Annotated in this window: 17 protein-coding genes, 1 tRNA gene and 1 pseudogene; 16 read left to right on the plus strand and 3 right to left on the minus strand. The window is 72.2% G+C overall.

The annotated features are described in order from the left end of the window. Positions 1-71: 71 nt before the first annotated feature. The 8 genes and pseudogenes from OV090_RS50770 to OV090_RS21055 form a co-directional block, all read left to right on the plus strand. A pseudogene (locus OV090_RS50770) lies at positions 72-512 on the plus strand (glycosyltransferase family 2 protein); the annotation flags it as partial. Positions 513-702: 190 nt separating this feature from the next. Next, a complete protein-coding gene (locus OV090_RS21025) occupies positions 703-1,098 on the plus strand; it encodes a hypothetical protein (RefSeq protein WP_267707157.1) in 396 nt (131 codons plus the stop codon). Continuing rightward, positions 1,095-1,697 carry a class I SAM-dependent methyltransferase gene (locus OV090_RS21030; RefSeq protein ID WP_267707138.1) on the plus strand — a complete coding sequence of 201 codons (603 nt, stop codon included), beginning with the start codon at positions 1,095-1,097 and terminating at the stop codon, positions 1,695-1,697. Before OV090_RS21025 ends, OV090_RS21030 begins: the two co-directional genes overlap by 4 nt. A gap of 219 nt (positions 1,698-1,916) precedes the next feature. Next, positions 1,917-5,177 (plus strand): hypothetical protein, encoded by a 3,261-nt coding sequence (locus OV090_RS21035; protein ID WP_267705751.1) that lies wholly within the window; start codon positions 1,917-1,919, stop codon positions 5,175-5,177. 504 nt (positions 5,178-5,681) lie between these two features. After that, positions 5,682-6,254 carry a Uma2 family endonuclease gene (locus tag OV090_RS21040; protein ID WP_267705752.1) on the plus strand — a complete coding sequence of 191 codons (573 nt, stop codon included), beginning with the start codon at positions 5,682-5,684 and terminating at the stop codon, positions 6,252-6,254. Positions 6,255-6,936: 682 nt separating this feature from the next. Next, positions 6,937-7,842 carry a hypothetical protein gene (locus OV090_RS21045; RefSeq protein ID WP_267705753.1) on the plus strand — a complete coding sequence of 302 codons (906 nt, stop codon included), beginning with the start codon at positions 6,937-6,939 and terminating at the stop codon, positions 7,840-7,842. A 231-nt stretch (positions 7,843-8,073) separates the two neighbouring features. Next, positions 8,074-9,912 carry a DUF255 domain-containing protein gene (locus OV090_RS21050; RefSeq protein WP_267705755.1) on the plus strand — a complete coding sequence of 613 codons (1,839 nt, stop codon included), beginning with the start codon at positions 8,074-8,076 and terminating at the stop codon, positions 9,910-9,912. A 214-nt stretch (positions 9,913-10,126) separates the two neighbouring features. Beyond that, a complete protein-coding gene (locus tag OV090_RS21055) occupies positions 10,127-11,428 on the plus strand; it encodes a pectin acetylesterase-family hydrolase (RefSeq protein WP_267705756.1) in 1,302 nt (433 codons plus the stop codon). A 103-nt stretch (positions 11,429-11,531) separates the two neighbouring features. On the opposite strand, the gene OV090_RS21060 is transcribed toward OV090_RS21055, so the two are convergent. Then, positions 11,532-11,604, minus strand: a tRNA-Phe gene (locus OV090_RS21060). Between the two features lie 317 nt (positions 11,605-11,921). Continuing rightward, entirely contained in the window at positions 11,922-13,325 is a 1,404-nt protein-coding gene (locus tag OV090_RS21065) for a sigma 54-interacting transcriptional regulator (protein WP_267705758.1), read from the minus strand. Positions 13,326-13,502: 177 nt separating this feature from the next. On the opposite strand from OV090_RS21065, the gene OV090_RS21070 reads away from it, so the two are divergent. From OV090_RS21070 to OV090_RS21100, 7 genes are all read left to right on the plus strand, one after another. After that, positions 13,503-14,417 (plus strand): tetratricopeptide repeat protein, encoded by a 915-nt coding sequence (locus OV090_RS21070; RefSeq protein ID WP_267705760.1) that lies wholly within the window; start codon positions 13,503-13,505, stop codon positions 14,415-14,417. 159 nt (positions 14,418-14,576) lie between these two features. After that, on the plus strand, positions 14,577-16,316 hold the full coding sequence (locus OV090_RS21075; RefSeq protein ID WP_267705762.1) for a hypothetical protein: 1,740 nt from the start codon (positions 14,577-14,579) through the stop codon (positions 16,314-16,316). A gap of 42 nt (positions 16,317-16,358) precedes the next feature. Beyond that, positions 16,359-17,273: a hypothetical protein gene (locus tag OV090_RS21080; protein WP_267705764.1), complete on the plus strand. Its 915-nt coding sequence runs from the start codon at positions 16,359-16,361 to the stop codon at positions 17,271-17,273. Positions 17,274-17,380: 107 nt separating this feature from the next. Continuing rightward, positions 17,381-18,874 carry a serine/threonine-protein kinase gene (locus OV090_RS21085; RefSeq protein ID WP_267705767.1) on the plus strand — a complete coding sequence of 498 codons (1,494 nt, stop codon included), beginning with the start codon at positions 17,381-17,383 and terminating at the stop codon, positions 18,872-18,874. Positions 18,875-18,936: 62 nt separating this feature from the next. Next, positions 18,937-20,769 (plus strand): protein kinase, encoded by a 1,833-nt coding sequence (locus OV090_RS21090; RefSeq protein WP_267705769.1) that lies wholly within the window; start codon positions 18,937-18,939, stop codon positions 20,767-20,769. A gap of 189 nt (positions 20,770-20,958) precedes the next feature. Continuing rightward, complete coding sequence (locus tag OV090_RS21095; RefSeq protein WP_267705771.1) at positions 20,959-22,314, plus strand: hypothetical protein; 1,356 nt, start codon at positions 20,959-20,961, stop codon at positions 22,312-22,314. 277 nt (positions 22,315-22,591) lie between these two features. After that, on the plus strand, positions 22,592-23,236 hold the full coding sequence (locus OV090_RS21100) for a uracil-DNA glycosylase family protein (RefSeq protein WP_267705773.1): 645 nt from the start codon (positions 22,592-22,594) through the stop codon (positions 23,234-23,236). A 124-nt stretch (positions 23,237-23,360) separates the two neighbouring features. Here the strand turns inward: OV090_RS21100 and OV090_RS21105 are convergent, their stop codons facing one another. Then, positions 23,361-24,209 carry a Sir2 family NAD-dependent protein deacetylase gene (locus OV090_RS21105; RefSeq protein ID WP_267705775.1) on the minus strand — a complete coding sequence of 283 codons (849 nt, stop codon included), beginning with the start codon at positions 24,207-24,209 and terminating at the stop codon, positions 23,361-23,363. 86 nt (positions 24,210-24,295) lie between these two features. Here OV090_RS21105 and OV090_RS21110 point away from each other — a divergent pair, with 86 nt between their 5' ends. Next, positions 24,296-24,988: a hypothetical protein gene (locus tag OV090_RS21110; RefSeq protein ID WP_267705777.1), complete on the plus strand. Its 693-nt coding sequence runs from the start codon at positions 24,296-24,298 to the stop codon at positions 24,986-24,988. The last annotated feature ends 18 nt before the right edge of the window (positions 24,989-25,006 follow it).

Genomic DNA, 25,006 nt, shown 5'->3' on the forward strand with positions numbered 1-25,006 from the left:
CCCTGGCGGGGGTCTGCGGGGCGAACGCGCGGATCTGTCGTGCCGTGGTATAAGGTGCGCCGCCCGGCCCTGTGAAGCTCATCATCCAGATCCCCTGCCTCAACGAGCGGGAGCACTTGCCGGCGACCTTCGCCGACCTCCCGCGCGCGCTGCCGGGGATCGACAGCATCGAGGTGCTCGTCATCGACGACGGCAGCACCGACGACACCGCGGCCGTGGCCGAGCAGATCGGCGTGCACCACGTGCTGCGCTTCCCGGGCCACCGCGGGCTCGCGGTCGCGTTCCAGGCCGGCGTCGACGCCTGCCTCGCGCTCGGCGCCGACATCATCGTCAACACCGACGCCGACAATCAGTACCCCGGCGCCGACATCGCTCGCCTGTGCGCGCCGATCCTCGCCGGCCGCGCCGACCTCGTCGTGGGCGATCGCCAGACCGACACCATCCCGCACTTCGGCCCGCTCAAGCGGCTGCTGCAGCGCTGGGGCTCGCGCGTGGTCCGGCGCGCCTCGGGCACCACAGTGCGCGACTCGACGAGCGGCTTTCGGGCCATGAACCGGCGGGCCGCCGCCGCGCTGTTCGTCCACAACCGCTTCACCTACACCCTCGAGTCGATCATCCAGGCCGGCGCGGGCCGGCCTGACGATCGTCGACGTCGCGATCACGACCAACCCGGAGCTCCGGCGCTCGCGCCTGTTCCGCTCGATGGGCAGCTACGTCCGCCGCAACGGCGCGGTCATCGTCCGCTCGTACGGCATGTACTGGCCGGTCCAGACCTTCGGCGTGATCGCCCTGCTGCTGCTCGCGTTCGGCCTCGCCCTCGGCGGCCGCTTCACCTACTACTACCTGTCCCGTTGGCCAGAAGAGAGCGGCCACACCGAGTCGCTGCTGGTCGGCGTCGGCGCGGTCGTCCTGGCCTTCCTGGTCGCGCTGATGGCGTTCCTCGGCGACCTCAGCGCCGCCAACCGCCGGCTGACCGAGCAAGTGCTGACCCAGGTGCGCGGCCTGTCGGCGGCGCTCGCGGCCCAACAAAGCGCGCCGGCGATCGCCGGCCACCGCCGCACCGCCGCCGCGTCGTGGCGGCCGGAGGAGCGGGCGTGAAGGTCGACGTCGGCAACGTCGTCGGCAACGCCGAGGCCAAGTACGATCACCCGAACCCGATCGCCCGCCGCCTGGTCGCCGGCTTCAAGCGGGCCGTCGGCGACCTGTACGTTCAGACATGTCCCGAGAGCGTGCTCGAGGTCGGCTGCGGCGAGGGCCTGCTGGCCGACAGCCTGATCCGCCTGCGCCGCCCGGCCAGCTTCGAGGCCTGCGACGTCGACCTGTCGCGCCTGGCGCCCGGCCTCGACCCGGGCCTGTCCTTTCAGACAGCATCGATCTACCAGCTGCCGCACGCCGACAACAGCGTCGACCTCGTGCTCGCCTGCGAGGTGCTCGAGCACCTCGAGGACCCCGCCGCCGGCCTGCGCGAGCTGGCTCGCGTCGCCCGCCGCGCAGTGCTGATCAGCACCCCGTGGGAACCCGTGTGGCGCGCCCTCAACCTCGCCCGCGGCCGCTACGTGCGCGCGCTCGGCAACACCCCCGGGCACATCCAGCACTTCTCGCGCCGCGCCCTGCTGCGCCTGGCCGAGACCCGCCTGCGCGTGGTCGAGGTGCGCCGGCCCTTGCCCTGGACGGTGATCCTCGGTGAGCCGCGTTGAGCCCGAGCCGCGCCGGACGAATCGAGGCGAGCAGCCCCGGTGCGCGCGCGCGAGTGACATGACCTCGAGGCCAGGTGACGCCACCTGGCCGCCGCATCGGGCCATGGCTCCCCGGGTGACCGATGGGACCGCGAGGGCAGGCTGCCCGGGCTCGCCGCGCGCGGGTCACGACCTCGCGCTCGAGCTCTCGACCTCACCACCCGTTGCCGCGAGGTGGTCATGAGCCTCGCGCCCCCCCGCGGCCGGCTGATCCGCCTGGCCGTTCGGACATGGCCCTTCGCGCTGGTCACCGCGCTCGGCCTGTGGTTGCTGTGGCCGGTGCCGACCGGCGTCATGCCGCTGTCGGCCGACCACACCGTCCACCTCACGCGCGCCTGGCTGTACGGCCAGCAGCTGGCCGGCGGCCACCTGGTCGGCTGGAGCCCGTTCTGGTTCTTCGGCTTCCCGCTCGGCGAGCTCTATCCGCCCCTCGGCGACCTGCTGGTGATCGCGGTCCGCCTCGTCACCCTCGGCCTGCTCGACTGGGCCCAGGCCTACGCGCTCGCGTTCACCCTCGTGTTCCTGCTGCAGGGCTGGGCCCTGCTGCGCTGCGGCCGGGCCCTGGGCCTCGGCCCGCTGGCCGGCGTCGTCGCGGCCGCGCTGGCCCTTCTCGACGCCGGGGCCTACCGCGAGGGCGGGTGGATCTACACCGTCACCTACGGCGTGTGGCCGCAGGCGCTGGCCACCAGCCTGGCCTACTGGGCCCTGGCCGAGCTGGCCCTGGCCGCACGTGTCCGTGAGGGCATGTCCCCGGGGACACATCACCGCCACCTCGCGCTCGCCGCCCTGGCCGCCGCCGCCGCCCTGCTTGCCCACCCGATGAGCCTGCCGATGCTGGCGATGGCCGCGCCGCTGTGGCTGATCACCGTGGGCCTGCGCGGCGCCGGTGCCACCGTCCCGACAGCGCCACGATCCCCGAGCGCCTCCGCAGGCGCGTCTCGACCCGTCCCCACGGACATCCCACGAGCCTCGGCGCCCGCCGGCTTGCCGGCCGCTGCGGCGGACAGCGCATCTCGGCCCGTCTCCTCGGACCTCCCGTCACCGACCCGATCACCTGTCCTCACGGACATCCCATCCGCCGCGTCACCTGTCCTCGAAGACACCTCGCAGGCCACGACCCCGGTCGGCCTGCCGGTCACCGCGGTGGCCGCCGCGTTCGCCTCCGCCGCGTCCGGCGCGTCTCAACCTGTCCCCGCGGACCTCCCCTCGCCGAGCCGTCCACCTGTCCCCGCGGACATCCCTTCGCTCGCCGCCGTCGACCTGCCTCCGCCTGTCCTCGAGGACACCCCGCAGGCCACTACCCCGGTCGGCCTGCCGGTCACCGCGGTGGCCGCCGCGTTCGCCTCCGCTGCGGCCGGCGCGTCTCAACCCGTCCCCGCGGACATCTCATCGCTGGCGCCTACTCCTGCCGCCGACCCCACGGAAACCTCGCTCGGGGCTCTCGCCGACGTTCCTCCGCCCGCCGCCTCGCCTGTCCCGACGGACACCTCGTCCGCGCTCGCGCAGAGTCCCGCTGCCACGGACAGCCCGTCCTCCGCCCCTCTCACTCGCCGCGAGCGGCTCGCCGGCGCCGCCCTCGACCTCGCCCTCGCGCTCGGCCTCGCCCTCGCCCTCGCGGCCTGGTGGCTGTGGCCGATGGCCGCCCATCGCGGCTACATGGCGAGCTACGGCTGGCTGTACGCGCCGCTCGACGCCATGCTGCGCATGCTGCAGGCGGGCCAGTGGACCCAGCTCATGGCGCCCGCGGCGGGCTTCACCGCCCTGCTCGGGCTCCTCGTCGCCGCGGTCCGCGGCGCGGGCTTCCTCCGCTTCCTCGCCCTGCTCGCGCTGGTCCACTGGCTCCTGGCCAGCACCGACGTGTTCTGGACCCTCCGCCTCGACCGCCTCAGCGGCGGCTTCTCGCACATCCAGTACCAGCGCTTCCTGACGGCCGCCAAGCCGGGCCTGTTCCTGCTGGCCGGCGCCGTCGTCGGCGGCCTCGCCCTCCTGGCCGGACGGACATGGTCAAAGAGCCATGTCAAAAAGGCCATGTCGCTCGGGACAGCCGCGGTCGCCGCAGCCATGGTCGCCTGGCTCGCGCGCGACGCGACCAACCTGGCCCGCCGTCACGGGGTCGGCGTCGTCCAGATCGAGCGCGTGCCCGGCGACCCGGCCTTCCAGGCCGCCTACGAGCAGTTCCTGCAGTGGGCCGCCAGCGCCCGCCACGGCCAGCCTGCGGACTGGCGGATCGCGGTCCGCACCGACCGCAACGCCCACTGGTTCATGGACAGCCCGGTCTACACCGGCACGCCCGTCTACAAGGTCGGCTTCACCCCCGGCGACAACTTCGTCCACAAGCCCGAGTCGGGGTCCGCCCGTGTCCTCGACCTCGCCCAGGCCCGCTACCTGCTCGCCCAGGGCGGCAGCGGCGGCTCGCAGGTGGCCAGCTTCGGCCCGCTCCGCGTGTTCGAGCGGCCGAACGCCGCCGGCATCGCCCGCATCGACGGCCCGGGCGAGCTGCTCGTCGAGGCCGCCGATCTGCAGGCCGGCCGCGTCCGCGTGCGCCTCGCCGGCACCGCGCCCGACTCGCGCCTGGTGTTCCACGTCGCCGGCTACCCGCGCTGGGACCTGTCCTTCCGGACAGGTGACGGCGCGCCCGCCGAGCCGGTATCGTGGATCGAAGTCCCGGTGGTCGGCGACGGTCCGACCGCCACGCCGGAGCAGCGCCTGCGCGGCGAGCTGCGCGGCGGCAAGGCGCTCGGCGACGACGGCAGCGAACCGACCCTGATCGCCGCGCCCGCGCGCGACGGCGTGTTCGAGCTCCGCTACGCCCGCTGGCGCTGGTTCGACGCCGCCGGCCTGTTGGCCAGCCTCACCGCCCTGATCGCCTGCGCCTCGCTGCTCGGCTCGCCGCGCCTGGTCGACCGCCTGCGCCCGCTCGCGCGCCGCCTGGCCCACCCGGCCGTGCTCGCCGTCGTCGCCGCCGCCGCGCTCGTCGGCGCCGGCCTGCGCTGGCGCACCGCCGCCGAGCGCGAGCGCCCGCTCGCCAGCGCCCGCGTCGCCGACGGCCGCGCCGCCGTCACTCACGCGCGCAGCGGCCCGCTCAAGACCGACATGCTGATCTTCCCGGCCGTGGTCGCCGACCCACGCCGTCCCTCCGAGGTCGTGTTCTCCGGGGTCGCCCCCGGCCCCGCGCTCGACGCCTGGTTCGCGCTCGACGACGACGACGCCAAGCAGCGCCGCCGCGGCTCCTATCGCGTCCAGATCGACGCCCGCTCGCCCGGCAGCCCCACCTGGACGCCGCTCGCCGACTTCACCGCCGCCCACCGCCCCGACCGCCAGCGCCCCCGCATTCCTGTCCCCGAGGACATGCAGCGCGCCGCCGACCTCGCCGTCCGCATCACCCCGACCGGGGAAGCCCCTCCCAGGTTCGGCTTCGACGTCGCGCTCGCCGATCCATAATCATGTCCTTGAAGACATGTACGATCGGACAGCGGCAAGCACGGTAGTGGGTGCGGCTACAATACGCCGATGAAGTAGGTCGGCGCCGCGATCCGAAGCGGTTGCGGAGTCGGGCCGCGGCGCGAGCAGTCCAGCAGTGATTTTGGAACAGGTGAGCGGCTTTTGCCGATGCCGCGGCGCGCCGCAGCGACCCGTCGCTTCCAGCAATGAGGTAGGCCGAAGCAACGACGCCGGAACGCGGCTTTCCCAGCCGCGAGCGTGTGTTGTCAGATCCACAACGCGAGCAGCGAGCGACCCTGCCGGTGCCCCGAGACCTACTGACGAAGGCCGTGGTTGTCGCGCCTCATTTCGGAACTCGCTCGGACAGGCGCGGGCCGCAGCTCGCGGTCGCCGACCCGCGGGCCGAGAACGAGCAAGCAGGTAGACTCCCGCGGCAGAGAGGCCTCTGCAGCCGCCGTCCTGCTCGGCCTCGCGCACCCCGCCGACTTCCGCTAAGCTGCGATCATGCAGCCCGCCGCCCACGGCGCCACGCTCGCCGACCTGCTGGCCGTCGCCGACGAGAAGCCCTACTACGAGCTCCTCGACGGCGAGCTGAGCCAGAAGTCCGCGCCGCTCTTCATTCACGGCCGGCTGCAGCCTCGCCTCGCCGGCCGAATCATCGACCACTTCGGCGACGACGCGGCCGATGACGAGCCCGGCGGCTGGTGGATCGGCACCGAGGTCCACGTCGAACTCGCGCCCGACATCGTCGTCCCCGACGTGGTCGGCTGGCGCATCGATCGCGTCCCCGAGCCGCCCGCAGGCTTTCCGGTCAAAATCCGCCCGGATTGGATCTGCGAAGTCGTCTCGCCGTCGAGCCCATCGCGCGACACGGTCCGCAAGCTCCGCATTTACCACCGGGCCGGCGTCCCGCACTACTGGATCGCCGACCCCGACCAGCAGATCCTCACCGTGTTCCGCTGGCAACCCGAGGGCTACCTCGTGGTGCTCACCGCCGAGCCGCCCGAGCAAGTCCGCCCCGAGCCGTTCGACGCCGTCGAGTACAGCGTCGGCGCGCTGCTCGGCGTCGGCAAATGACTCCAGCCGCTGCGCCCCGCGAGCCGGCAACCGCGGCCCGGCTGCCAGAATATGTCTCCCTGGACATGTCCCTCGCAAAGTGTTTTATGGGACATGTTTACAAAGACACGTTATTTCCACCCTCGACCGGCCGAACCGTCGATCAGCGCCTCGACCAGGTACCACGAGCCTTGGGTCGCACTCGTTTGACGCCGTGCGCTGGTCGCCGCATCGCTGAGCCACCGACCCCCGACCGAGCCCAGCTCGGGACCTGCCGTCCGTCGCTCCGAGTGTCTCCGCGCGAAGCCTCCAAGCGTGAGCCCCTCGGACCGATCCGTGACGACCGCGCAACTCGAAGCGCGGACGCATGCGCAGCCACCCGCCCCTGCCGATCACCTATCCCAAAGGACAGGTCACCCACATCCGGCTCCCCTCGCTTGCGCCCTCGGTTCGCGCGCGCCGAGGCCCGCCCGACCTCTCGCTGCGCGAGCCCCCGGGTGCTCGCCTGGTCGCCCCTCCACCCGCCGCGGGGAAGCAGGCGAGCGCGATCTTGCCGGGCTCGGCCGCGGGCCGGCCGGCCGCGTGTGCGCGAGCGGGCTGGCTTCGCGTGTCGCGGGTGATAGCCTTCTCGGACCGCGATGTCGGCCTTTGCGCCGCGCCGCGCTTTGCGCGACCATCTCCAAGCGTCCTCGCCGGAGGTTCCGTGCGCCGAACCGTCGTCCTCACTGCTCTCGTCGCTCTCGCCATCCCGGTCCGGGCCGCCCAGGCCGACGACGACTATCGCCCTTTCCGCCGCGGCACCATCTTGCCGAGCTTTTCGCTCGGCGGCTCCTTCTCGCGCAACTACGGCGGCTCCTTGCTCGTCGGCGCCGGCGCCAGCTACTTCGTCGTCGGTGGTTTCGCGGTCGGCCTGCACCTGCGCAACGTCACCACCTTTTACTCGCAGTATTTCAAAGAGCAGGTCGGCCCCGGCACCTTCGCCAAGATCCCGACCAACGAGTTCAGCCTCACGCCCACCCTCTTGTGGGTCATCTACCGCGGCGAGCGGGTCGCCCCGTACCTCTCCTTCGGCATCGGCCCCGTGTTCCTCAACAAGCACCGCGGCGTGATGGGCCAGTGGACCGTCGGCCCCGGCGTCATGTTCCGCGCCGGCGGCTCGTTGTGGCTCGACCTCGGCATCGGCCTCGGCATGCGTTTTACGAAAGATCGCTGCCAGGAGGCCTACAACTACCTCGACCCGATCACCGACTACGCCTGCAGCTTCACCTGGGGCTTCCGCGCCGGCCTCGTGTTCGGCCTCGGCGGTCGCCGCCAGGCCTCGCAGCCCTCGCAGCCCTCGCCCCCGGCCCACTACAACCCGCCGCCCGCCTCCTCTTACCCGGCGCCGACGCAACCTGGCCCGAACGCCAGCCCGCCGCCGTCGACTCCCGTCGCCCCGATCGAAGCTCCGGCCGAGGGTCCGCCGCAGCCCACGCCCCCGCCGACGCCGGTCGAGACTCCCACGCCTGCGAACCCGCCTCCGGCCACGCCCCCGCCCGCGACCACGCCGACCGAGACCTCCCCCGTCCCGCCGCCCGGCGAGAATCTGCCGGTCCCGCCTCCCGCCTGAGCCGCCCGCTCGCTGCTCGTCAGCCGGCACGTGCTCGCCTGAGACGCAGCCCGGCCGCGCGGCTGCGCTCTCGTCCCATGGGTGAGCACCGGCGAGCATCATCTCGCGCCTCGCCCGCGATCCGCCGAATCTGAGCCGATCGCCGCCCGCCGCGCCCTCTCGCGCCGCGCCCGTGATTCGCCGATCCTATCGGCGTTGATCCGCCCCCTCGCGCCCCGCGTAACCTCGCCCGTGCCTGCCCGCCTCGCCGTCGCGCTCGCAGCGTCGCTCCTGTCCTTCGGGACATCTTGCAACAAGCAGCCCGCCGCCCCGCCGACCGCCGCTCCGGCCGCGCACGCCGAGACCGCCTGGCGCGGCTGGGAGCCCGCCGTGTTCGCCGCGGCCAAGTCGGAGCGCAAGATCATCCTCGTCGACGTCATCGCCAGCTGGTGTCACTGGTGTCACGTCATGGACGAGGAGACTTACGCCGATCCCGAGGTCGCTGGCCTGCTCGCCGAGCACTTCGTCGCCATCCGCGTCGACAGCGACGCCCGCCCCGACGTCGCCGAGCGCTACGCCGACTGGGGCTGGCCTGCGACCGCCATCCTCACCAGCGACGCCCGCCCCGTGCTCGAGCTGCGCGGCTACCAGGACCCGCGCGAGTTCGCGGCCCTGCTGCGCCGCCTCGTCGCCGATCAGAAGGCCGGCAAGCTCACCGGTCGCGTCGCCTTGCCCGCCCCGCCGCCGCGCGGCGGCGAGCTCGTCGAGCTGCGGAAGATCGCCAGCGACCAGCTCGACCGCACCTGGGACGACGACCAGGCCGGCTGGGGTCGCAAGCAGAAGTACCCGCTGGCCGCCAACAACGAGTACAGCCTGCTGCGCGCCTACCTGTACCAAGAGACAGCCTGGCAGGAGCGCGGCCTGCTCGTCCTCGACCGCCAGCGCAACCTCATCGACCCGGTGTGGGGCGGCATGTACCAGTACAGCGTCCACGGCGTGTGGACCGACCCGCACTTCGAAAAGATCGCCCCGATCCAGGCCGGCGCGCTCGAGAGCTACGCCCTCGCCTACCGCCGCACCCGCGACCCCAGGTGGCGCGCCGCCGCCGGCGACATCGCCCGCTATCTCCTGCAGTTCTGGCGCGACCCCGACGGCGGCTTCTACACCAGCCAGGACGCCGACCTGCGCCTTCCGACAGGTCGCAAAGAACCTGTCCTCGGGGACGAGTACTACGCCAAGGACGACGCCGCCCGCCGCGCCCTCGGCATCCCCGTCATCGACACCCACGTCTACGCCGACCGCAACGGCGCCATCTTGCGCGGCCTCCTCCTGCTCGACGCGGTCGCCCCCGACGAGGCAGTGCGGGCCGCCGCGCTGCAGGCTGGCGAGCGAGTGGTCCGGACCTGTCGCGACGACCGCGGCGGCTTCCGCCACGCCGAAGGCGACCGCGGCATGCTCCACCTCGGCGACCAGGTCGAGGTCGGCCGCGGCCTGCTCGCGCTGTGGCGCAGCACCGGCGACGGGAAGTGGCAGCAGCTGGCGCGCGACGTCGCCGACTTCTCGCTGCGCGAGCTCGCCGACCCGGCCGGAGGTTTCTACGCGCACACCGTCGACCCCGAGGCGACCGGCGCCTTCGCCGAGCGGCGCAAGCCGTTCGACGACAACGCGCGGATGGCCCGCTTCCTCCTCGAGCTCCACCGCGGCCTCGACCACGACGCCGACGACCTGCCCTACGCCAAGGCCGCCGAGCTGGCGATCCGGGCGATCTCCCAGCCCGAGGCAGTGAAGGCGCAGATGCGCCAGGTCGGCGACTACCTGCTCGCGCTCGCCGAGCTCACCGCCACCCCGATCGACATCACCGTGGTCGGCCGCCCCGACGACCCATCCGCCCAGGCGCTCCTGCGAGCCGCCCTCGCCTACGACGAGCCGCGCGGCAACATCAGCCTCAGCGCCCCCGGCACCCGCTACCCCGACCTAAAAAGGCCGGCCGCCTACCTCTGCACCGACACCGCCTGCTCGACCCCCATCACCGAGCCCGACCGCTTTGATAAGGGGGCCGAGGCCTTCCTGCGCGGCATCGCGCGGCCGTGAATCGGTGGCCGTATCGTCCTTGCCGACCCCGGCAACAGCAGAACCTTGAGCGCGGCCACCTGCGGCAACCGCCTGCCGGCTGTGGCAATGACGACCGAGGATGGCAATCCAGGTCGGCCTGCCCTCCTCCGAGCCCTGATGCGGACGCCCGCAGGTCTAGGTCACAAGCCCCGGCTTCTCTCACTTCCTGTGGCCCCAGTTACGATCGCGGGCGATGTTGCGCACTCAACCGCCCTTGTTCGTCATCCTTCTGCTGAGCTCTGCCTGCGGAGATCCCGGAGATCCGGTGACCTCTGCGAGCGTGGCCAGCAGCACCGCCGACACTGGCACGAGCACCACGGCCGAAGCACCGCCGACCGGCAGCACCGGACCCATCACCACCACCAACGACTCGACCACCGGCGACGCCACCTCGGGCACCCCGGACACCTCCACCTCAGGGCCTCTCGGTTCCACGGGCGCAGACATCACCGACGGCACCACCGGCGACGAGCCCTCGCCGTGGGACGGCGAGCCCTTGCCGCTCGAGCCGCCCGGCAGTTGGTCGTGGGTCTCCTTCCCCGACTCGATGTGCCGTGATGGTTCGACCACCGGCATCGGCGTGCGCTACGGCGTCGGCGACAACCTCGTCATCTACTTCGAGGGCGGCGGCGCCTGCTTCAACTCGGACACCTGCGCCCTCAACGAGCTATGGAAAAACTTCGGCGAGTTCAAGTTCGACGCCTGGGCCCTGGGCATCGGCCAGGGCGGCATCTTCGACGACGACCCGCAGAACCCGGTGCGCGACTGGAGCTTCATCTACGTCCCGTACTGCACCGGTGACGTCCACGCCGGCGACCGCGAGAACGTCGGCATCGACGGCGTCCTCGGGTCCCAGCAGTTCGTCGGCTACCGCAACGTCGCCGCCTACCTCGAGCGGATCGTCCCGACCTTCGCCGAGGCCGGCCACGTCCTCGTCACAGGCAGCAGCGCCGGCGGCTTCGGGGCCGCGCTCAACTACGACCGGATCGCCGGCGCCTTCCCGGGCAGCGCAGTCACCCTGCTCGACGACTCCGGCCCGCCGATGTCCGACCAGTACATGCCTGTGTGCATGCAGCAGCTGTGGCGCGACCTCTTCAACTTCGACGCCACACTGCCGGCCGACTGCGCCGACTGCTTCGGCGAAGACGGCGGGGGGATCTCCAACCTCGCCACCTACCTCGGCGAGAAGTGGAGCGACCAGCGCCTGGCCCTGTTCTCGAGCGAGCGGGACGGCGTGATCCGCACCTTCTTCGGCTACGGCCTCGAGGACTGCAGCGGCGGCAGCTACACCGGCGAGGCCTTCGAGGCCGGCCTGTACGAGCTGCGCGACGAGATCCTCGGCGAGGGCACCGCGTGGGGCAGCTACTTCGTCCCCGGCACCGGCCACACGATCCTCTCCAGCCCCAACTTTTATTCGACCGAGGTCGACGGCGTGCCGTTGACCGCGTGGCTCGCGGCGCTCCTGGCCGGCGACGCCAGCCACGTCAGCCCCTGACGATCACAGGACCGGGGGCGCGGATCTCTCCGCGCCCCCGGTCGCGAATGCACACACCAGCGATCGCGCACGACCGCAATGTGCATTCTTTCGCAGAAGCGAATGCCCAGAGTTGGACTCGAACCAACCCCTCTCCGTCTTCAGCGGAGTGCTTCCACCCGGTTAGCTTTCTGGGCGCTGATACGCACCGCTGCGACGGCCTGCCCGCGCTGGCTCGCAGCCGCTTCTGAAAAGCGGCGGAAGAGCCGGGGACAGGCCGGAGCGCACGCCAGGGCGGCTCCGGGGCTCGGAGCCGACCTGGCTACGTAAACAGCGCCAACGGCAGGGACTGCGCCATCGCGACCTGGCGCGCGGCGCGGAGCCGCGGGCGAGGGTCGAGCTGTCGGGTCGCCTGCATGGTGAAGAGAGGTATAGAACGACCCGCCGCGAATGTCAACAGTACGCGAAGCACAATTGTCGTTCGCGACCCGCCTCGCGCGGACGCGCCCGCCGCTCACGGCTCCTCGGCCGCGTCTTCCATCGCATGGCGGTACAGCCCGAGGCGCTTGAGCGCCTTGACGAACCCGCTGCGGTCCATCCCGGCGAGCTCGGCGGCGCGACCGATCCACCCGCGGCGGGCCCCGACCCGCTGCATCAGCGCCTTGAAGTACTCGCGCTGGAACCCGACCTGCGCCTCGTCCCAGCGCAGCGACAGCAGCGGGCTGGCGTCGAGCTGGTCGCGGCGCGTGATCCCGCCGGGGCCGAGGTGGAGGTCGCGCGCGTCGATCGTCGGCCCGCGCGTCAGCTGGGCCGCGCACTCGATCACCTGCTTGAGCTGACGGACGTTGCCCGGCCACGGCGCCGCGCGCAGGGCCTGGTGCGCCGCCGCAGTGAGCTGCTTCGGCGGCATCCCGAGCGACTCGCACAGCGCTCGCAAGAACCGATCGGCCAGCAAGATCACGTCGTCGCCGCGCTCGCTCAGGCTCGGCAGCTCGATGTGCTTGCCGTATATGCGGAAGTACAGGTCGCTGCGGAACCGGCCCTCGCTGACCATCTTCTGCAGGTCGCGGTTGGTCGCGCAGATCACCCGCACGTCGACCTTGCGCAGCTTGTTGCGCTCGTTGAAGCGCGCCACCTCGCCGCGCTCGAGCACCCGCAGCAGCTTCGGCTGGAGGTCGAGCGGCAGCTCGCCGAGCTCGTCGAGGAACAGCGTGCCGCGGTGCGCCTGCTCGAACACCCCCGGCTGCTCCGGCGCCGCGTGGGTGAACGCCCCGCGGCCGTAGCCGAGCACGATCGCCTCGGCCAGCTCGCGCGGCAGCGTGCTGCAGTCGAGCACCACGAACGGGTGCTGCGCCCGCTCCGACAGGTCGTGCAGCCCGCGCGCCACCAGCTCCTTGCCGGTGCCCGTCTCGCCGGTGATCAGCACCCGCAGCGCGCTCGACGGCATCGCCGCCACGCGCTCCAACTCGTCGAACAGCTCGCGCATCTCGGGGCACCAGCCGTACAGCTCGCCGAAGTGATCCTTGGCCGACAGCGGCACCACCACGCGCTCGGCGGCGGTCAGCTGCAGCGCCGTCGCGCCGACGCGGAACACGGTGTCGAGCTCGATGATCGCCTCGCGCACGCGCACCTCGTGGACGTACACCCCGTTGGTGCTGCCGAGGTCGCGCAGCACCGCCCCGGCCGGCTCGAAGTGCAGCGAGAAGTGGTTCGCGCTGACCTGGTCGTCGTCGCGCAGGACGACGTGGCAGGTCTCGCTGCGGCCGCCGCGGATCTGCTGCCCGCGGCTGATCGGGACCTGCACCACCCGGCCGGCGTCGGGCCCGCTCAGCACCTTGAGGCTGATGCGGCCCAGACGTTCGTAGCCGGCGGTGCCGCGGGCGACCGCGCGCGTCGGGGTGTCGTCCTCCGGCTCCATCTTCGCACCCTTCGCACGGCCCGCCGCGGACTGTCAAACACCGCAATGCGCCCTCGAGTCCGCAAAGCGGCCCCGAGTCCCCGGAACCGCGGTCACACGGCGCCGGCAAACCATTGATTTTCATCGGCGCGAGGCCGCGGCGCATCGATTGCTCCCTGGGATGGGAGCGAGGACCCGATGCTGCACTTCTACGCCGACGCCGCCGACGACGTCTCTCCCACCCTCTACTTCTCCCCCGTTTCCGCGCCCGTGGCCGGCCCCGATTCGCGGGTCGACGCGCGCGACGCCGACGCCCTCGCGCTCGCCGAGCGCCAGGGCCAGGTCGCCCTCAGCAACCGCGACCTCGTCGCCGCCGAGCAGCACTTTCGCAGCGCCCTGCAGCTGCGTCAGCGCTGCGGCGGCGTGGCCCGCCTCGGCCTGCCGCAGGCGTTCGGCCGGCTCGGCGTGGTCGCAGTCCACCGCGGCGACCTCTCGCAAGCCGAGTCGTTGTTCGAGCTCGGCCTCGAGCTCGCGCGGGCGCTGCGGCCCATCCTCGGCGTCGAGGACGCGGTCCTCCTGCACAACCTCGGCTTCGTCGCCCGCCGCCGCGGTCGGCTGCAGGAGGCCGAGACCCACTACCTCGGCGCCCTGGCGATCAAGGTCCGCGTCCTCGGCTGGGCCCACGCCTCGGTCGCCACCACCCTGACCAGCCTCGGCTCCGTGCTGCTGCGGCAACAGCGGGCCGCCGAGGCGCTGACCCACCTCGAGCACGCGCTGCAGATCTTCGACCGCTGCAGCGGCGAGGCCGGGCCCGCGCTCGCGCTGGTGCGGATGACCCGCGGCCAGGCCCAGCTCCAGCTCGGCCTGCGCGACGACGCCGAGCGCAGCTTCGTCGACGCCCTCGTGGTCATCGCCGAGACCCCCGGCCCGGCCGCCCTGCTCGCCCGCGGCCACTTCCTCCTCGCCCGCGCCCTCTGGCCGCGCGACCCCGCGGCCGCCCGCGCCAGCGCCCTCGCGGCCCGCCAGTGCGTCCTCGGCGACCGCCGCAGCCGCCCGGACCGCGTCCACGTCATCGACGAGTGGCTGGCCGCCCACCCCGACGCGTCAGCGTGACCTGTCTTTTTATTCATGTCCCCAAATATCTTCGACCTTCGGCCCGACCGGCGCGGCCTCATCACCTGTCCCTTCACTCATGTCCAAAAAGTAACCTCGGCCGCCGGCTGATCACTCCGCCCGGCCTGTCCCTTCATTCATGTCCCGAAGGAGTCCCTCATGATCCGCCCGCTCGCCAGCGTCTCTTCCCTGCTGCTCCTCGTCGCCGCCTGCAACCTGCCGACGCCGCCCGCCGGCGAGGGCGGCGACACCACCGGCGCCGCCGACGACACCGGCCCGATCACCCCCGAGTGCATCGAGACCCGCGCCGCCACCGAGGGCATCCTGCGGGCCAGGTGCGGCGCCTGCCACGACGGTGGCCAGACCCAGGGCAAGTTCGGCGGCGTCAGCGACCTCGACGGCCTCATCGCCGCCGGCTACGTCGTGCGGGGCGCCGCCGCCGACTCCCTGCTGTTCCAGCGGATCGCCCGCGGCGAGATGCCCGTCGGCGCCGACGATCTACCGGCCGACGAGCAGGCCACCATCGAGCGCTGGATCGACGTGTGCACCCCCGCCGAGGAGGCGGCCGAGGACGTCGAGCTCACGCGACCGCCCGCCTGCCTCGAGAACGAGTTCGTCGTCCAGGACGACGTGCTCGCCGAGATCCTCGCCGACCTCACGCTGCTCGACTCGGCGCGCCAGCGGACCACCCGCTACGTCACCTTCGCCCACCTCCACAGCGCCGGCTTCTGCGAAGAGCAGCTCGAGGGTTACCGCCACGCCTTCGCCAAGCTGATCAACCACCTCTCGCTCGCGCCGACCATCCGTGTGCCCGACGCGATCGACGAGGCGCGCACGATCTACCGCATCGACCTCGTCGACTACGGCTGGACCGCCGACACCTGGGCCCAGATCACCGCCGCCGACCCGTACGCCATCGCCTTCCGCTCCGACGACGCGCGGAAGATCCAGCAAGCCGCCGAGGTCGAGCTGTTCTCGGTCAAGGGCGACTGGTTCATCGAGGCCGCCTCGCAGCCGCCGCTCTATCACACCGTCCTCGGCATCCCGGGCACCCGCGCCGAGCTGGAGAGCGAGCTCGGCGTCGACGTCGACGCCAACCTCGCCGAGGAGGTCGTGTCCGACACCGACGAGGTGCTGCGCGCCGGCTTCCGCGACTCGAAGGTCTCGCGGTCCAACCGCGCGATCGAGCGCCACCAGGTCCCGAGCGCCGATTACCGCGCCTACTGGCTCAGCTACGACTTCGCCGACAACGAGGACGAGAAGGACATCCTCGTCCGTCCGCTCGACTTCGTCGAGGACGGCGGCGAGATCATCTTCACCCTGCCCAATGGTCTCCAGGGCTACATGATCGTCGACGGCGCCGGCGTTCGCATCGATCGCGCGCCGATCGCCATCGTCCACGACAGCGAGGTCCCGGAGGAGCCCGAGGTCATCAACGGCCTCAGCTGCATGAGCTGCCACAGCGAGGGCATGCGGCGCGCCACCGACGAGGTCCGCGCCTACGCCGCCGGCAACACCTTCTTCGACGCCGCCGAGCAGGAGCAGATCGCCAAGCTCTACGCGCCGCAGGACGAGTTCGACCGGGCGCAGCAGCGCGACATCGAGACCTTCGCCGCCAGCCTGGCGAGGACCGGCTCGGCCGGGCGCGTCGGCGGCTACGAGCCCGTCATGGCCGCTCACATCGCCTTCGACCTCGACGTCGACCTGCGCCGCGCCGCCGCAGAATTCGGCATCTCGAGGGACGAGCTGCTCAAGAACCTGAGCCGCCTCGAGGGCCTCGTCGGCCTCGACCGCAGCACCCTCCGCCGCGACGCCTTCGAGAACAGTTTCGCCGCCGCCGCCTGCGTCCTCAAGCTCGGCAGCACCCGCGAGTGCCCCGAAGGCATCGATCCCGGGTGACGCGTCGCACCGATCTCTTCCTTCTGCTCCGGAGAACCAATCATGTCCATCCTGCTCTCGCTGCTCCTCTGCCTCGCCCCGGCCGACGATTGGCCGCGTCCCCCGACGAAAACGGCCCCACCGGCCGCCGCCCCGGCTGATGCGACGACGCCGGCCGAACCCGCCCCAGCCCAGCCTCGCGCCAAACGCCCGTGCGCAAAAAAGAAGGGCCGCTGCGGCTCGCATCACTCGCAAAAACAGCGCGCCCCGCAGATCGACCCGCGCCTCGTCGAGGCCGCGGCCCAGCGTGACCGACTGCTCACGGTCAGCGCAGAGATGGTCGCGGCCGGGCGCACCGGCGACGCCGCCGAGATGGTGCGCGGCGCCGCCGAGGCGCTCGGCGACCCGGTGCTCTACCTCGCAGCCGCCGACCTCCAGCTCGCCGACAGCCGCGCCGGAGCGCGCCAGCTCGACGCCGCCGGAGCCCTCGCGGACAGGGCTCGAAAGGCCGCGCAGGCCCCCGAGCAGGCGCTGGTGCCCGCGGCGGTCGTGCCCCGCGTCGTCGACCTCGCCGGCCAGCTCGATCGCCGCGTGGAACAGCGTCGCGAACGATTGCAGCTGCAACGTCGCGGCCGCGCCGAGCTCGCGGCCGGCGGCGTGTTCCTCGGCCTGGGCGTCGCCGGGGCGGCGCTGCTCGTCTCGGGGGCCACCCTCGCCGCGCGGGTCGACGCCGCGCAGGCCGCCGATCCCGCCACCGACCCTGCCTATTCCGCCGCCCTCGCGGAACGGCGTGACGGCGCCGAATCGATGCTCGCAGTCGGCCTCGTCGGCGGGCTCGCCGGCCTGGCGATCGGCGTCCCGCTGACCGTCGTCGGCGCCCGCGATCACAGGCGGTCGCGCAGCGGCGCCCGGCCCGAGCAGCCGCACCTGCGCATCGCCCCGGGCTTCGCCGGCCTCACCGTGTCCGGCCGCTTCTGACGCCGTGCGCGGCCCATTGGCGGCCGTTGTGCCGTGACTCGATTTGACACCTTTGCGAACGGTGCAAAGGTTTCTCGAAGGGGCCATAAGCCGCGTATCGTGCGATCATGGCGGATGCATACCCAGCGCAATATTTCGGCAGCTACCAGCTTTCGGGCCTGCTGGGCCAGGGCGGCATGGGCTCGGTCTATCTCGCCCAGCAGACCGGCCCCGGCGGGTTCCGCCGCGAGGTCGCGCTCAAGGTGATCCGCGTCGAGGAGCCGCTCGACGAGGACCTGCGGCTCATGCTGCTCGACGAGGCGCAGCTGACGGCGCTCGTCAATCACCCCAATGTCGTCACCGTCTACGAGGTCGGCGAGCACGACGGGCGCCTGTTCGTCGCGCTCGAGCGGATCCACGGCATCAACCTCGTCAACCTGCTCCGGCGCGCGGGCACGCGGAAGCTGCCGCTGGCGGTCGCTGCGGCCATGGTGGCCCAGGCCTGCGACGGCCTGCACGCGGCCCACGAGCTGCAGCAGGGTGGCCGCCCGCTCCACCTGATCCACCGCGACGTCTCGCTGTCCAACTTGATGCTCGACGAGCGCGGCCGGGTCCGCGTCATCGACTTCGGGATCGCCCGCGCCAACGTGCGCCGCGTCGCCACCGACCCGGCGATCGTCCGCGGCAACATCGCGTACATGGCCCCCGAGCAGCTCGCGGGCCAGGAGCTCGACCGCACCGTCGACGTCTACGCCGCCGCGCTGATCCTGTTCGAGCTGGCGACCGGCACCCACCCGTTCAAGCGCGAGCAGTGGCGCGCCGCTGTGCCGCCGCTGCGCGGCCTGTGCCCCGAGGCCCCGCCCGCGCTGGGCGAGCTCGTCGGCGCCTGCCTGGCGCTCGATCCCAAGCTGCGCCCGCGCTCGATCGACGCGCTCGGCGAGGCGCTGTGGACCTACGCGCGCGGCCGCGGCTGCGGCGGCCCCGAGGCCGTCGCCCGCCACTTCCAGGAGCGCGGCGTCTCGCTCGCCCCGCCGCCGGTGCGCCCGAGCGACGACCTGGGCCGGCGGGCCGGCCCGCCCCCGCCGCCGCCTGCTCCCGGCGCCGAGCCCACGCGCATCGACCTCGCGCACACTCTCGAGCTCGAGCAGGAGCTGGCCACGGGGGAGCGGTTGACCCTGCGCACCACCAGCATGCCCATCACCGGCCGCGGCCCGCGTCGACTCGCGCTCTCGACGATCGAGGGCCTGCTGCCCGCGCCGTTGCTGGCGACTTGCGCAGGCGGCGCTCTATGCATTCATTGCGAGGGGGCCGTCGATCCGTCGACGCGGGCCTCGCTCTACGTCGACGCGCGTCAACCGAGCTCGCGGCTCGAGCGATTGCTGATCGGCGACGGGTCGGTGCCGCACGCCTTCGACGTCGGCCACCGGCGGCATCAGGTCCAGCGCATCGAGCCCCTCGTCGGCCTGCGCCAGGACGATCGATTCGTCGCCCGGCTCACCCATCCCGCGCTCACCGTGGTCGCCCCGCGCGACGCGCACCTGCTGGTGGTCCTGGTCGCGCATCACGAGCTGACGCGCGCGTACCACCTCGAGTGCATCTGCATCGAACGCGGTCCGCGCTAGCGATTGCCGGTTCGGCGCCTCGATCCATCCTCCGTCTCCCGGCTCGGAGCACCGAGGTCCTCATGAACCAGCCAGCCCTCAGCCCCGTCGTCACGCTCCAGCGGTCTCGCCTCACCTTGCCGTCGCAGGTCGCGTACGACCTGGTGCGCGTCCCCCCGGGGACCGGCGCGGGGAATCGACCCAGCCTGCTCGGCTCCGGCCGCTTCGCCAAGGTCTTCGCCGCCCAGCAGACCATCGTCGGTCGCGAGTCGCGCAGCGTCGCCATCAAGGTGCTTCACGACCACGCCGACCGCCGGGCCGAATTGTTGTTCAGCCAGGAGGTCGCGCTCAACCGCGAATTCGCCAGCGGTCCGCTGCAGGGCGTCGCGCCGATCCTCGACGTCATTCATCTAGGTCCGCTGGTGATGTGCGGCTGCGGGACGCTCTACCACCCGCGCTGCCCGCGGGGCTGCAACCTGCCGCTGCAGCGCTGCGACCCGCCCACGCGCGAGTTCCCGTCGCTCCGCTGCAGCAAGTGCGAGTACGAGCTCAGCGCCGAGTTCGTCCACCAGCGCGGCCACGAGCTCCACGGCCCGCGGGCCAAGCCGTGCTGCACCAAGGACGACGACGCGTTCGCCAGCGTCGGCACGATCGTCAACTTCGTCCTGCGTGAGGCGATGGTCCTGGAGTCGCTCGACATGAGCCTCGGCGACTACGCGGCCTACCGCGAGAAGCAGCACGGGACCCCGCTCAACGCCGGCGAGCGGGCGCTGCACTACTTCGGCATGCTGCCCCCGCGGTCGCGCCAGCGGATGATCGAGCAGAAGGTGCGCCTGCTCGAGAAGATCCACCTGATGGTGCAGATCGCCGAGGCCGTCGCCTGGCTGCACGGCGAGAAGAAGGTCGTGCACAAGGACCTCGCGCCCGACAACATCATGATCCGCCACGCCCCGGGCGACCCGCGCGGCGCCGCGTTCGCCGACGAGCCGGTGACGCGTCAGCTCGACCAGGCCGCCAACCTCTGCACCGAGATCTGCGTCATCGACTTCGGCCTGTCCGACAAGGAGACCCTGACCCGCTCGTGGTACGAGGACGCCGACACCAGCATGGCGACCACCAAGCTGCCGTATCTGTCGCCCGAGGCGCGTCACCGGCGGCAGGCGATCGGCTGCCAGCTCGACTTCGACGCCCCGCAGAACCGCTTCCGTGTGCCCGACAGCCTCGAGCAATCGGCGGCCTCGGTCTACGAGCACGACCTGATCGCCGACCCGCACGATCACCTGCACGAGCGCGACATCGTCATCCAGAAGATCGACGGCCTTCCGGGCCACCGCCACGCCTATTTCAGCGGCACGCAGCCGAACACCAACGGCCGCCACCTCGAGATCGTGCGCCCCCTCGGCGAGGCCCACGACGTCTACGCCCTCGGCGCGATCTTCTATTACATCCTCACCGGCCGCCACGACCAGGTCGACGCGCTCAGCCACCTGGTCGGCTCGTTGCAAGATCAACCATGCCGCCTCGACCGCGTCAGCCTGTCGCGGCGCGACAACTACGGCAACCGCTGCAAGAGCATCCGCGAGCCGTTCTGGCGCGACGAGCTGATGCTGGTCATCCTCCGCGCGATGGTCCGCGGCCGCCCCGAGAGCTTCGTCCGCGACCGCACCGTCCGCGGGCCGCGGCCGGCCCAGCGCTTCCTCACCGAGTTGAAGCGGATCCAGCACGGCCTCATCGCCGAGGTGTTCGCCGAGCGCGGCCACGTCCGCGCGGCGTATGTCCGCTGCGCGGTCGCGGCGACGGTGATCGGCGCGCTGCTCGGCGGCGCGTGCAAGCTCAGTCGCTCGCAAGATCCGCCGCAGCCGCAGCCCAGCGTCAACGCCCCCGCCGAGACGGTCAAGGTCAACCCGGGCCGCTGAACGGCGGGACAGCGTCGTCATCCGGGGCCTCACGCGGCCGTGATCGGCGTCCCCGTGAGCCTGTGCGCGGCGGCCGAGCTGCGTCCCACCACGAACCTTCGCGCGACGGCTGACCTGCGCGCCACGACCCGCATCAGCGCCCGCCCCGCGCCCCCGGCGGAGCCGCGGCTTGCTATGCTCCGCGCGCCCGTGACCCGGCTCCGCGCCATCGCCGTCTTCGCCGTCGCCTTCGCGGTGCTCGCGGTGCTCGCCGGCAAGGACCTGCTGCAGCCGAGCGCCAACAATCACTTCGCGCACATGGCCCAGGGCTGGCTCGAGGGCCGGCTCGCGCTGCCGGGCGAGCCACCGGGCTACCCGCGGGCGTACGACGACTGGGGCCGCGTCCACAGCCTCACCCTCAAGGACGGCACCGTCCTGCGCGGCTTCCCGTGCCGCACCCGGGCCTGCGTCGAGAAGCGCCGGCGCGAGCGCGTCGAGACCTTCCGCGCCACCGACGGCCGCGTCCACGACGTCCCGCTGGCGCAGGTGGCCGCGCGCGGCGGCACCTGGTACGTGACCTTTCCGCCAGGTCCGGCGCTGGTCATGCTCCCGGGCGTCGCGCTGTGGGGCCTCGGCTTCCCCGACATCCTGCTCACGGTGATCGTCGGCGCGCTGATCCCCGTCCTGCTGCTGCGCCTGTTCGAGCGCACCCGCCCCGGCCGCCCGCGCGAGCACCTGCTCGCCTGCGCCGCCTGGGCCTTCGCCAGCCCCGCCTGCTTCGTCGCCGCCCACGGCAGCGTGTGGTTCACCGCGCAGATCCTCGCCGACCTGTTCCTCGTGCTGCACCTCGGCGCCGCCTGGAACGCCGCCCGACCGGCGAGCGCCGGCCTGTGGCTCGGCCTGGCCGCCGCCTGTCGCCCGCAGGTCGCGTTCGCGGCCCCGTTCTATCTGCTCGAGTGGTGGCGGGTCGATCGCCGACCGGCCGCGCTGCTGCGATTTTTCGCCCCGCTGGCGCTGATCGGCGGCGCGCTGGCGCTGTTCAACTGGGTCCGCTTCGACGACATCTTCGAGTTCGGCCACCGCTACCTCGAGATCCGCTGGCAAGAGCGGATCCAGACCCACGGGATGTTCGGCCTGCACTACCTGTGGCGCAACCTCGAGTGCATGTTGTGGCTGTGGCCGCAGGTCCAGCTGTCGCCGCTGCACGTGCGCTGGTCGATCCACGGCATGGGCCTGCTGTTCGCCTCGCCGTGGCTGCTGTGCCTGCTGAACGCCCGCGACCCGCTGCCGCAACGCCGCGGCCTCGTGCTCGCCGCGCTCGCGGTCGCAGTGCCCGCGCTCCTCTATCAAAACAGCGGCCAGGTCCAGTTCTCGTACCGCTTCGCCCTCGACTTCCTGCCGTTCGTGCTGGTCCTGCTGGTCGCCGGCGGCGGCGCGCGCAGCCGGTGGTTCATGCCCCTGGTGCTCGTCTCCGCCGCAGTCCAGCTGTACGGCGCCTGGCTGTTCCAGCGCGCCCCGGGCCGCCTGTTCGTCGCCGACCCATGGTGGCCCTTCGCGCCCGAGTGATTCTTTTTTTAAAAAAATATCACATCGACGATGCACCGCCGCGGTGAAGCGAGACTCGTAAGCACCTACGAAACCTCGCCCGACGATTCTCGCCGCCCCTGCGTCGATCGCCCTCGCAGCATTCCGCCAGCGACGATTCGTCGGACGTCCTCGCGGCAACCTCGTAGTCCTCTCGCGCACCACGCTCGCGGCGGCGGCCACGCGCACGCGTGAGTCCTCGCGGCTGCGCTGGCGCAACCTCGCCTCGTCGCGCAGACTGGCGTGAGAGCGCTCCACGATGGACCCGCGAAAGCGACTGACCGTGCTGCACCGGCGCCTGGAGGCGTGCAAGGCGTGCCCGTCGATGATCGGCCCCGTCGTCCACGGCCCGCCGATCGTCACGCCCGTGCTGCTCGTCGGTCAGGCGCCCGGGCCGCGCGAGGGCGCCTTCGGCAGGCCGTTCGCGTGGACGGCCGGCAAGACCCTGTTCCGCTGGTTCGAGGCCGCGGCCGGCGTCAGCGAGCAGGAGTTCCGCGACAGCGTGTACATGTCGGCGGTGGCCCGCTGCTTCCCGGGCAAGGCGGACGGCAAGGGCGACCGCAAGCCCGACCGCGACGAGATGGCGAACTGCCAGCAATTCCTGGCCGGCGAGGTCGACATCCTGCGACCTCGCCTGGTGCTCCCCGTCGGCAGCGTGGCGATCGAGCAAGTGCTCGGCCACAAGGGTCCGCTCGTGGAGGTGATCGGCAAGGCCCTGCCTGTTCGCTGGCACGGCGTCGAGACCGACGCGATCTGCCTGCCGCACCCGAGCGGCGTGTCCACCTGGCACCACGTCGAACCCGGCCGCACCCTCCTCGCTCGCGCCCTCGACCTCATCGCCCGCCACCCGGCCTTCGTCGGCGCGTTCGCCCCCAAGCGGCGCCAGCGCGCCGGCGCCGCATGAAAGGACATGTCCCTCGGGACATACTATTCAAGTTCACGTCTCGACGAGGCGCGGATGAGATGTCCCGAAGGACATGTCTCCATTCCTGCAAGCTCCGGTCGCCCGCGCCGTCGCGGCGTGATCTTCACCCCTGTTCGAGCGCCGCCTCGATCGCCGACAGGCCCGCGAGCGCCCCGGCCTCGAGACAGATCTGGCCGTTCGGCACCCACGTGTCGCGCGGGTTGATGCGGATCAGCGTCCCGCCCGAGCGACGCGCGGTGCGCTCGGCGTGGAAGCGCACCGACGGGATCGCAGTGCCTGCGCCGAGGCACAGCACGGCCATCCGAGCGCGGCGCTGGCTCAGCTCCTCCAGCCATTCTGCCAGGCGAGCGCGCTGCTCGTTCGCGCGGCTGGAGTCCCAGCCGAGGTCGCCGAACATCAGGATGTTGGGGCGGGCCAGGCCGCCGCAGCGCGGGCACGGAGGCAGCGGCTCCGCGGCGCGGAGCGTCTCGACATCGACCGACACCGCAGTCTCCGCGGCCGACCACGGCGGCAGGTCGCAGCCTTTCAGACATTGCAGGTGCAAGATCGATCCGTGGCACTCCTCCACGTGCGACTCCGGGAAGCCCGCGCGCTGGAACTGAGCGTCCACGTTCGACGTGAACACGAACGCCCCTGCGGGCGCACGGGCGGCCCAGCGCTGGAGCAGCGCGAATCCGGCGTGCGGCGTGGTCGCGCGATAGAGGTTGAGGCGGTGCCCGTAAAAGCCCCACGCGAGCGCTGGGTCGCTGTAGAACCACCGCGGATCGGCGAGGTCGTGGAACTGGAGCCCGAGCCGGCGGGCCGCCGGATACGCGCGCCAGAAGCCCTCGGGCCCGCGGAAGTCGGGCAGTCCGGAATCGACGCCCATGCCGGCGCCCGCGCAGATCATGAGGGCGTCCGCCGAGCGCACGGCGGCGGCGGCGCGAGTCGCAGCTTCGACGGGGTCGTTCATGTATACGGAGGGTAAACGCTGCGAAAAAAATATCGAGGGATGCAATCGATGGAGCTGATGATTGCTATCCCTCGTTCGAGGGATCGATGAGCTTGATCAGCGCCTGGAATCGCCACACGAGCCGCGTCATGGAGCTGGGCTTCGGGGCGTGGCCGCCGTTCTCCCCCGCCGTCCGCCTCGGCGACGTCGGCGACTTCGACCACGAGCGCTTCGTGACCCACCATTCGCTCGACCGCTGGGGCGCGGATCTGCGCGAATGGCCGACGATCGTCACCCCCATAGGCCCGTCCGACTTCTCGGCCGGCGCCGAGCTGCGGCGCGAATCGACGCGCGGCGACGACTTCGTGGTCGGCCCCGACGGCGTGCGCGTCCCCGTCGAGGACGAGGCCGAAGTGCTGTTCGCCGGCGACGACACCTTTGTGTGCCGCGTGGCCGCCTACACGGTCGTCCGCTACGACCGGCTCGACGAGCTCGCGGCGCTCCTGTGGTCGCGCGCCCGCCAGCGCGGCGACGCCCCGTCGCACCTGGTCCACACCGTCCTCCAGGCCCAGGAGGGCTACTTCGCCGGCGTCAGCCGCGGCGACGCGCGCCTGCGGCTCCTCGGCGCCGCCACCGAGGCGCTGACGATCGGCCGCGTCTCGCTCGGCTTCGGCTGGGGTCCGTCGCGCCACGTCCACGTGCGCGCCGTCCAGCCCGACGGTGACCCCGCCGGCAACGGCCTGTTCGCCTATCGCACGATCCGCTGGGAGCCGGACGGCCGGCCGCAGCGCGATCGCTGAGCCGGCGGCGCGTCTCGA

Source organism: Nannocystis sp. RBIL2, assembly GCF_026626745.1.
GTDB lineage: Bacteria > Myxococcota_A > Polyangia > Nannocystales > Nannocystaceae > Nannocystis.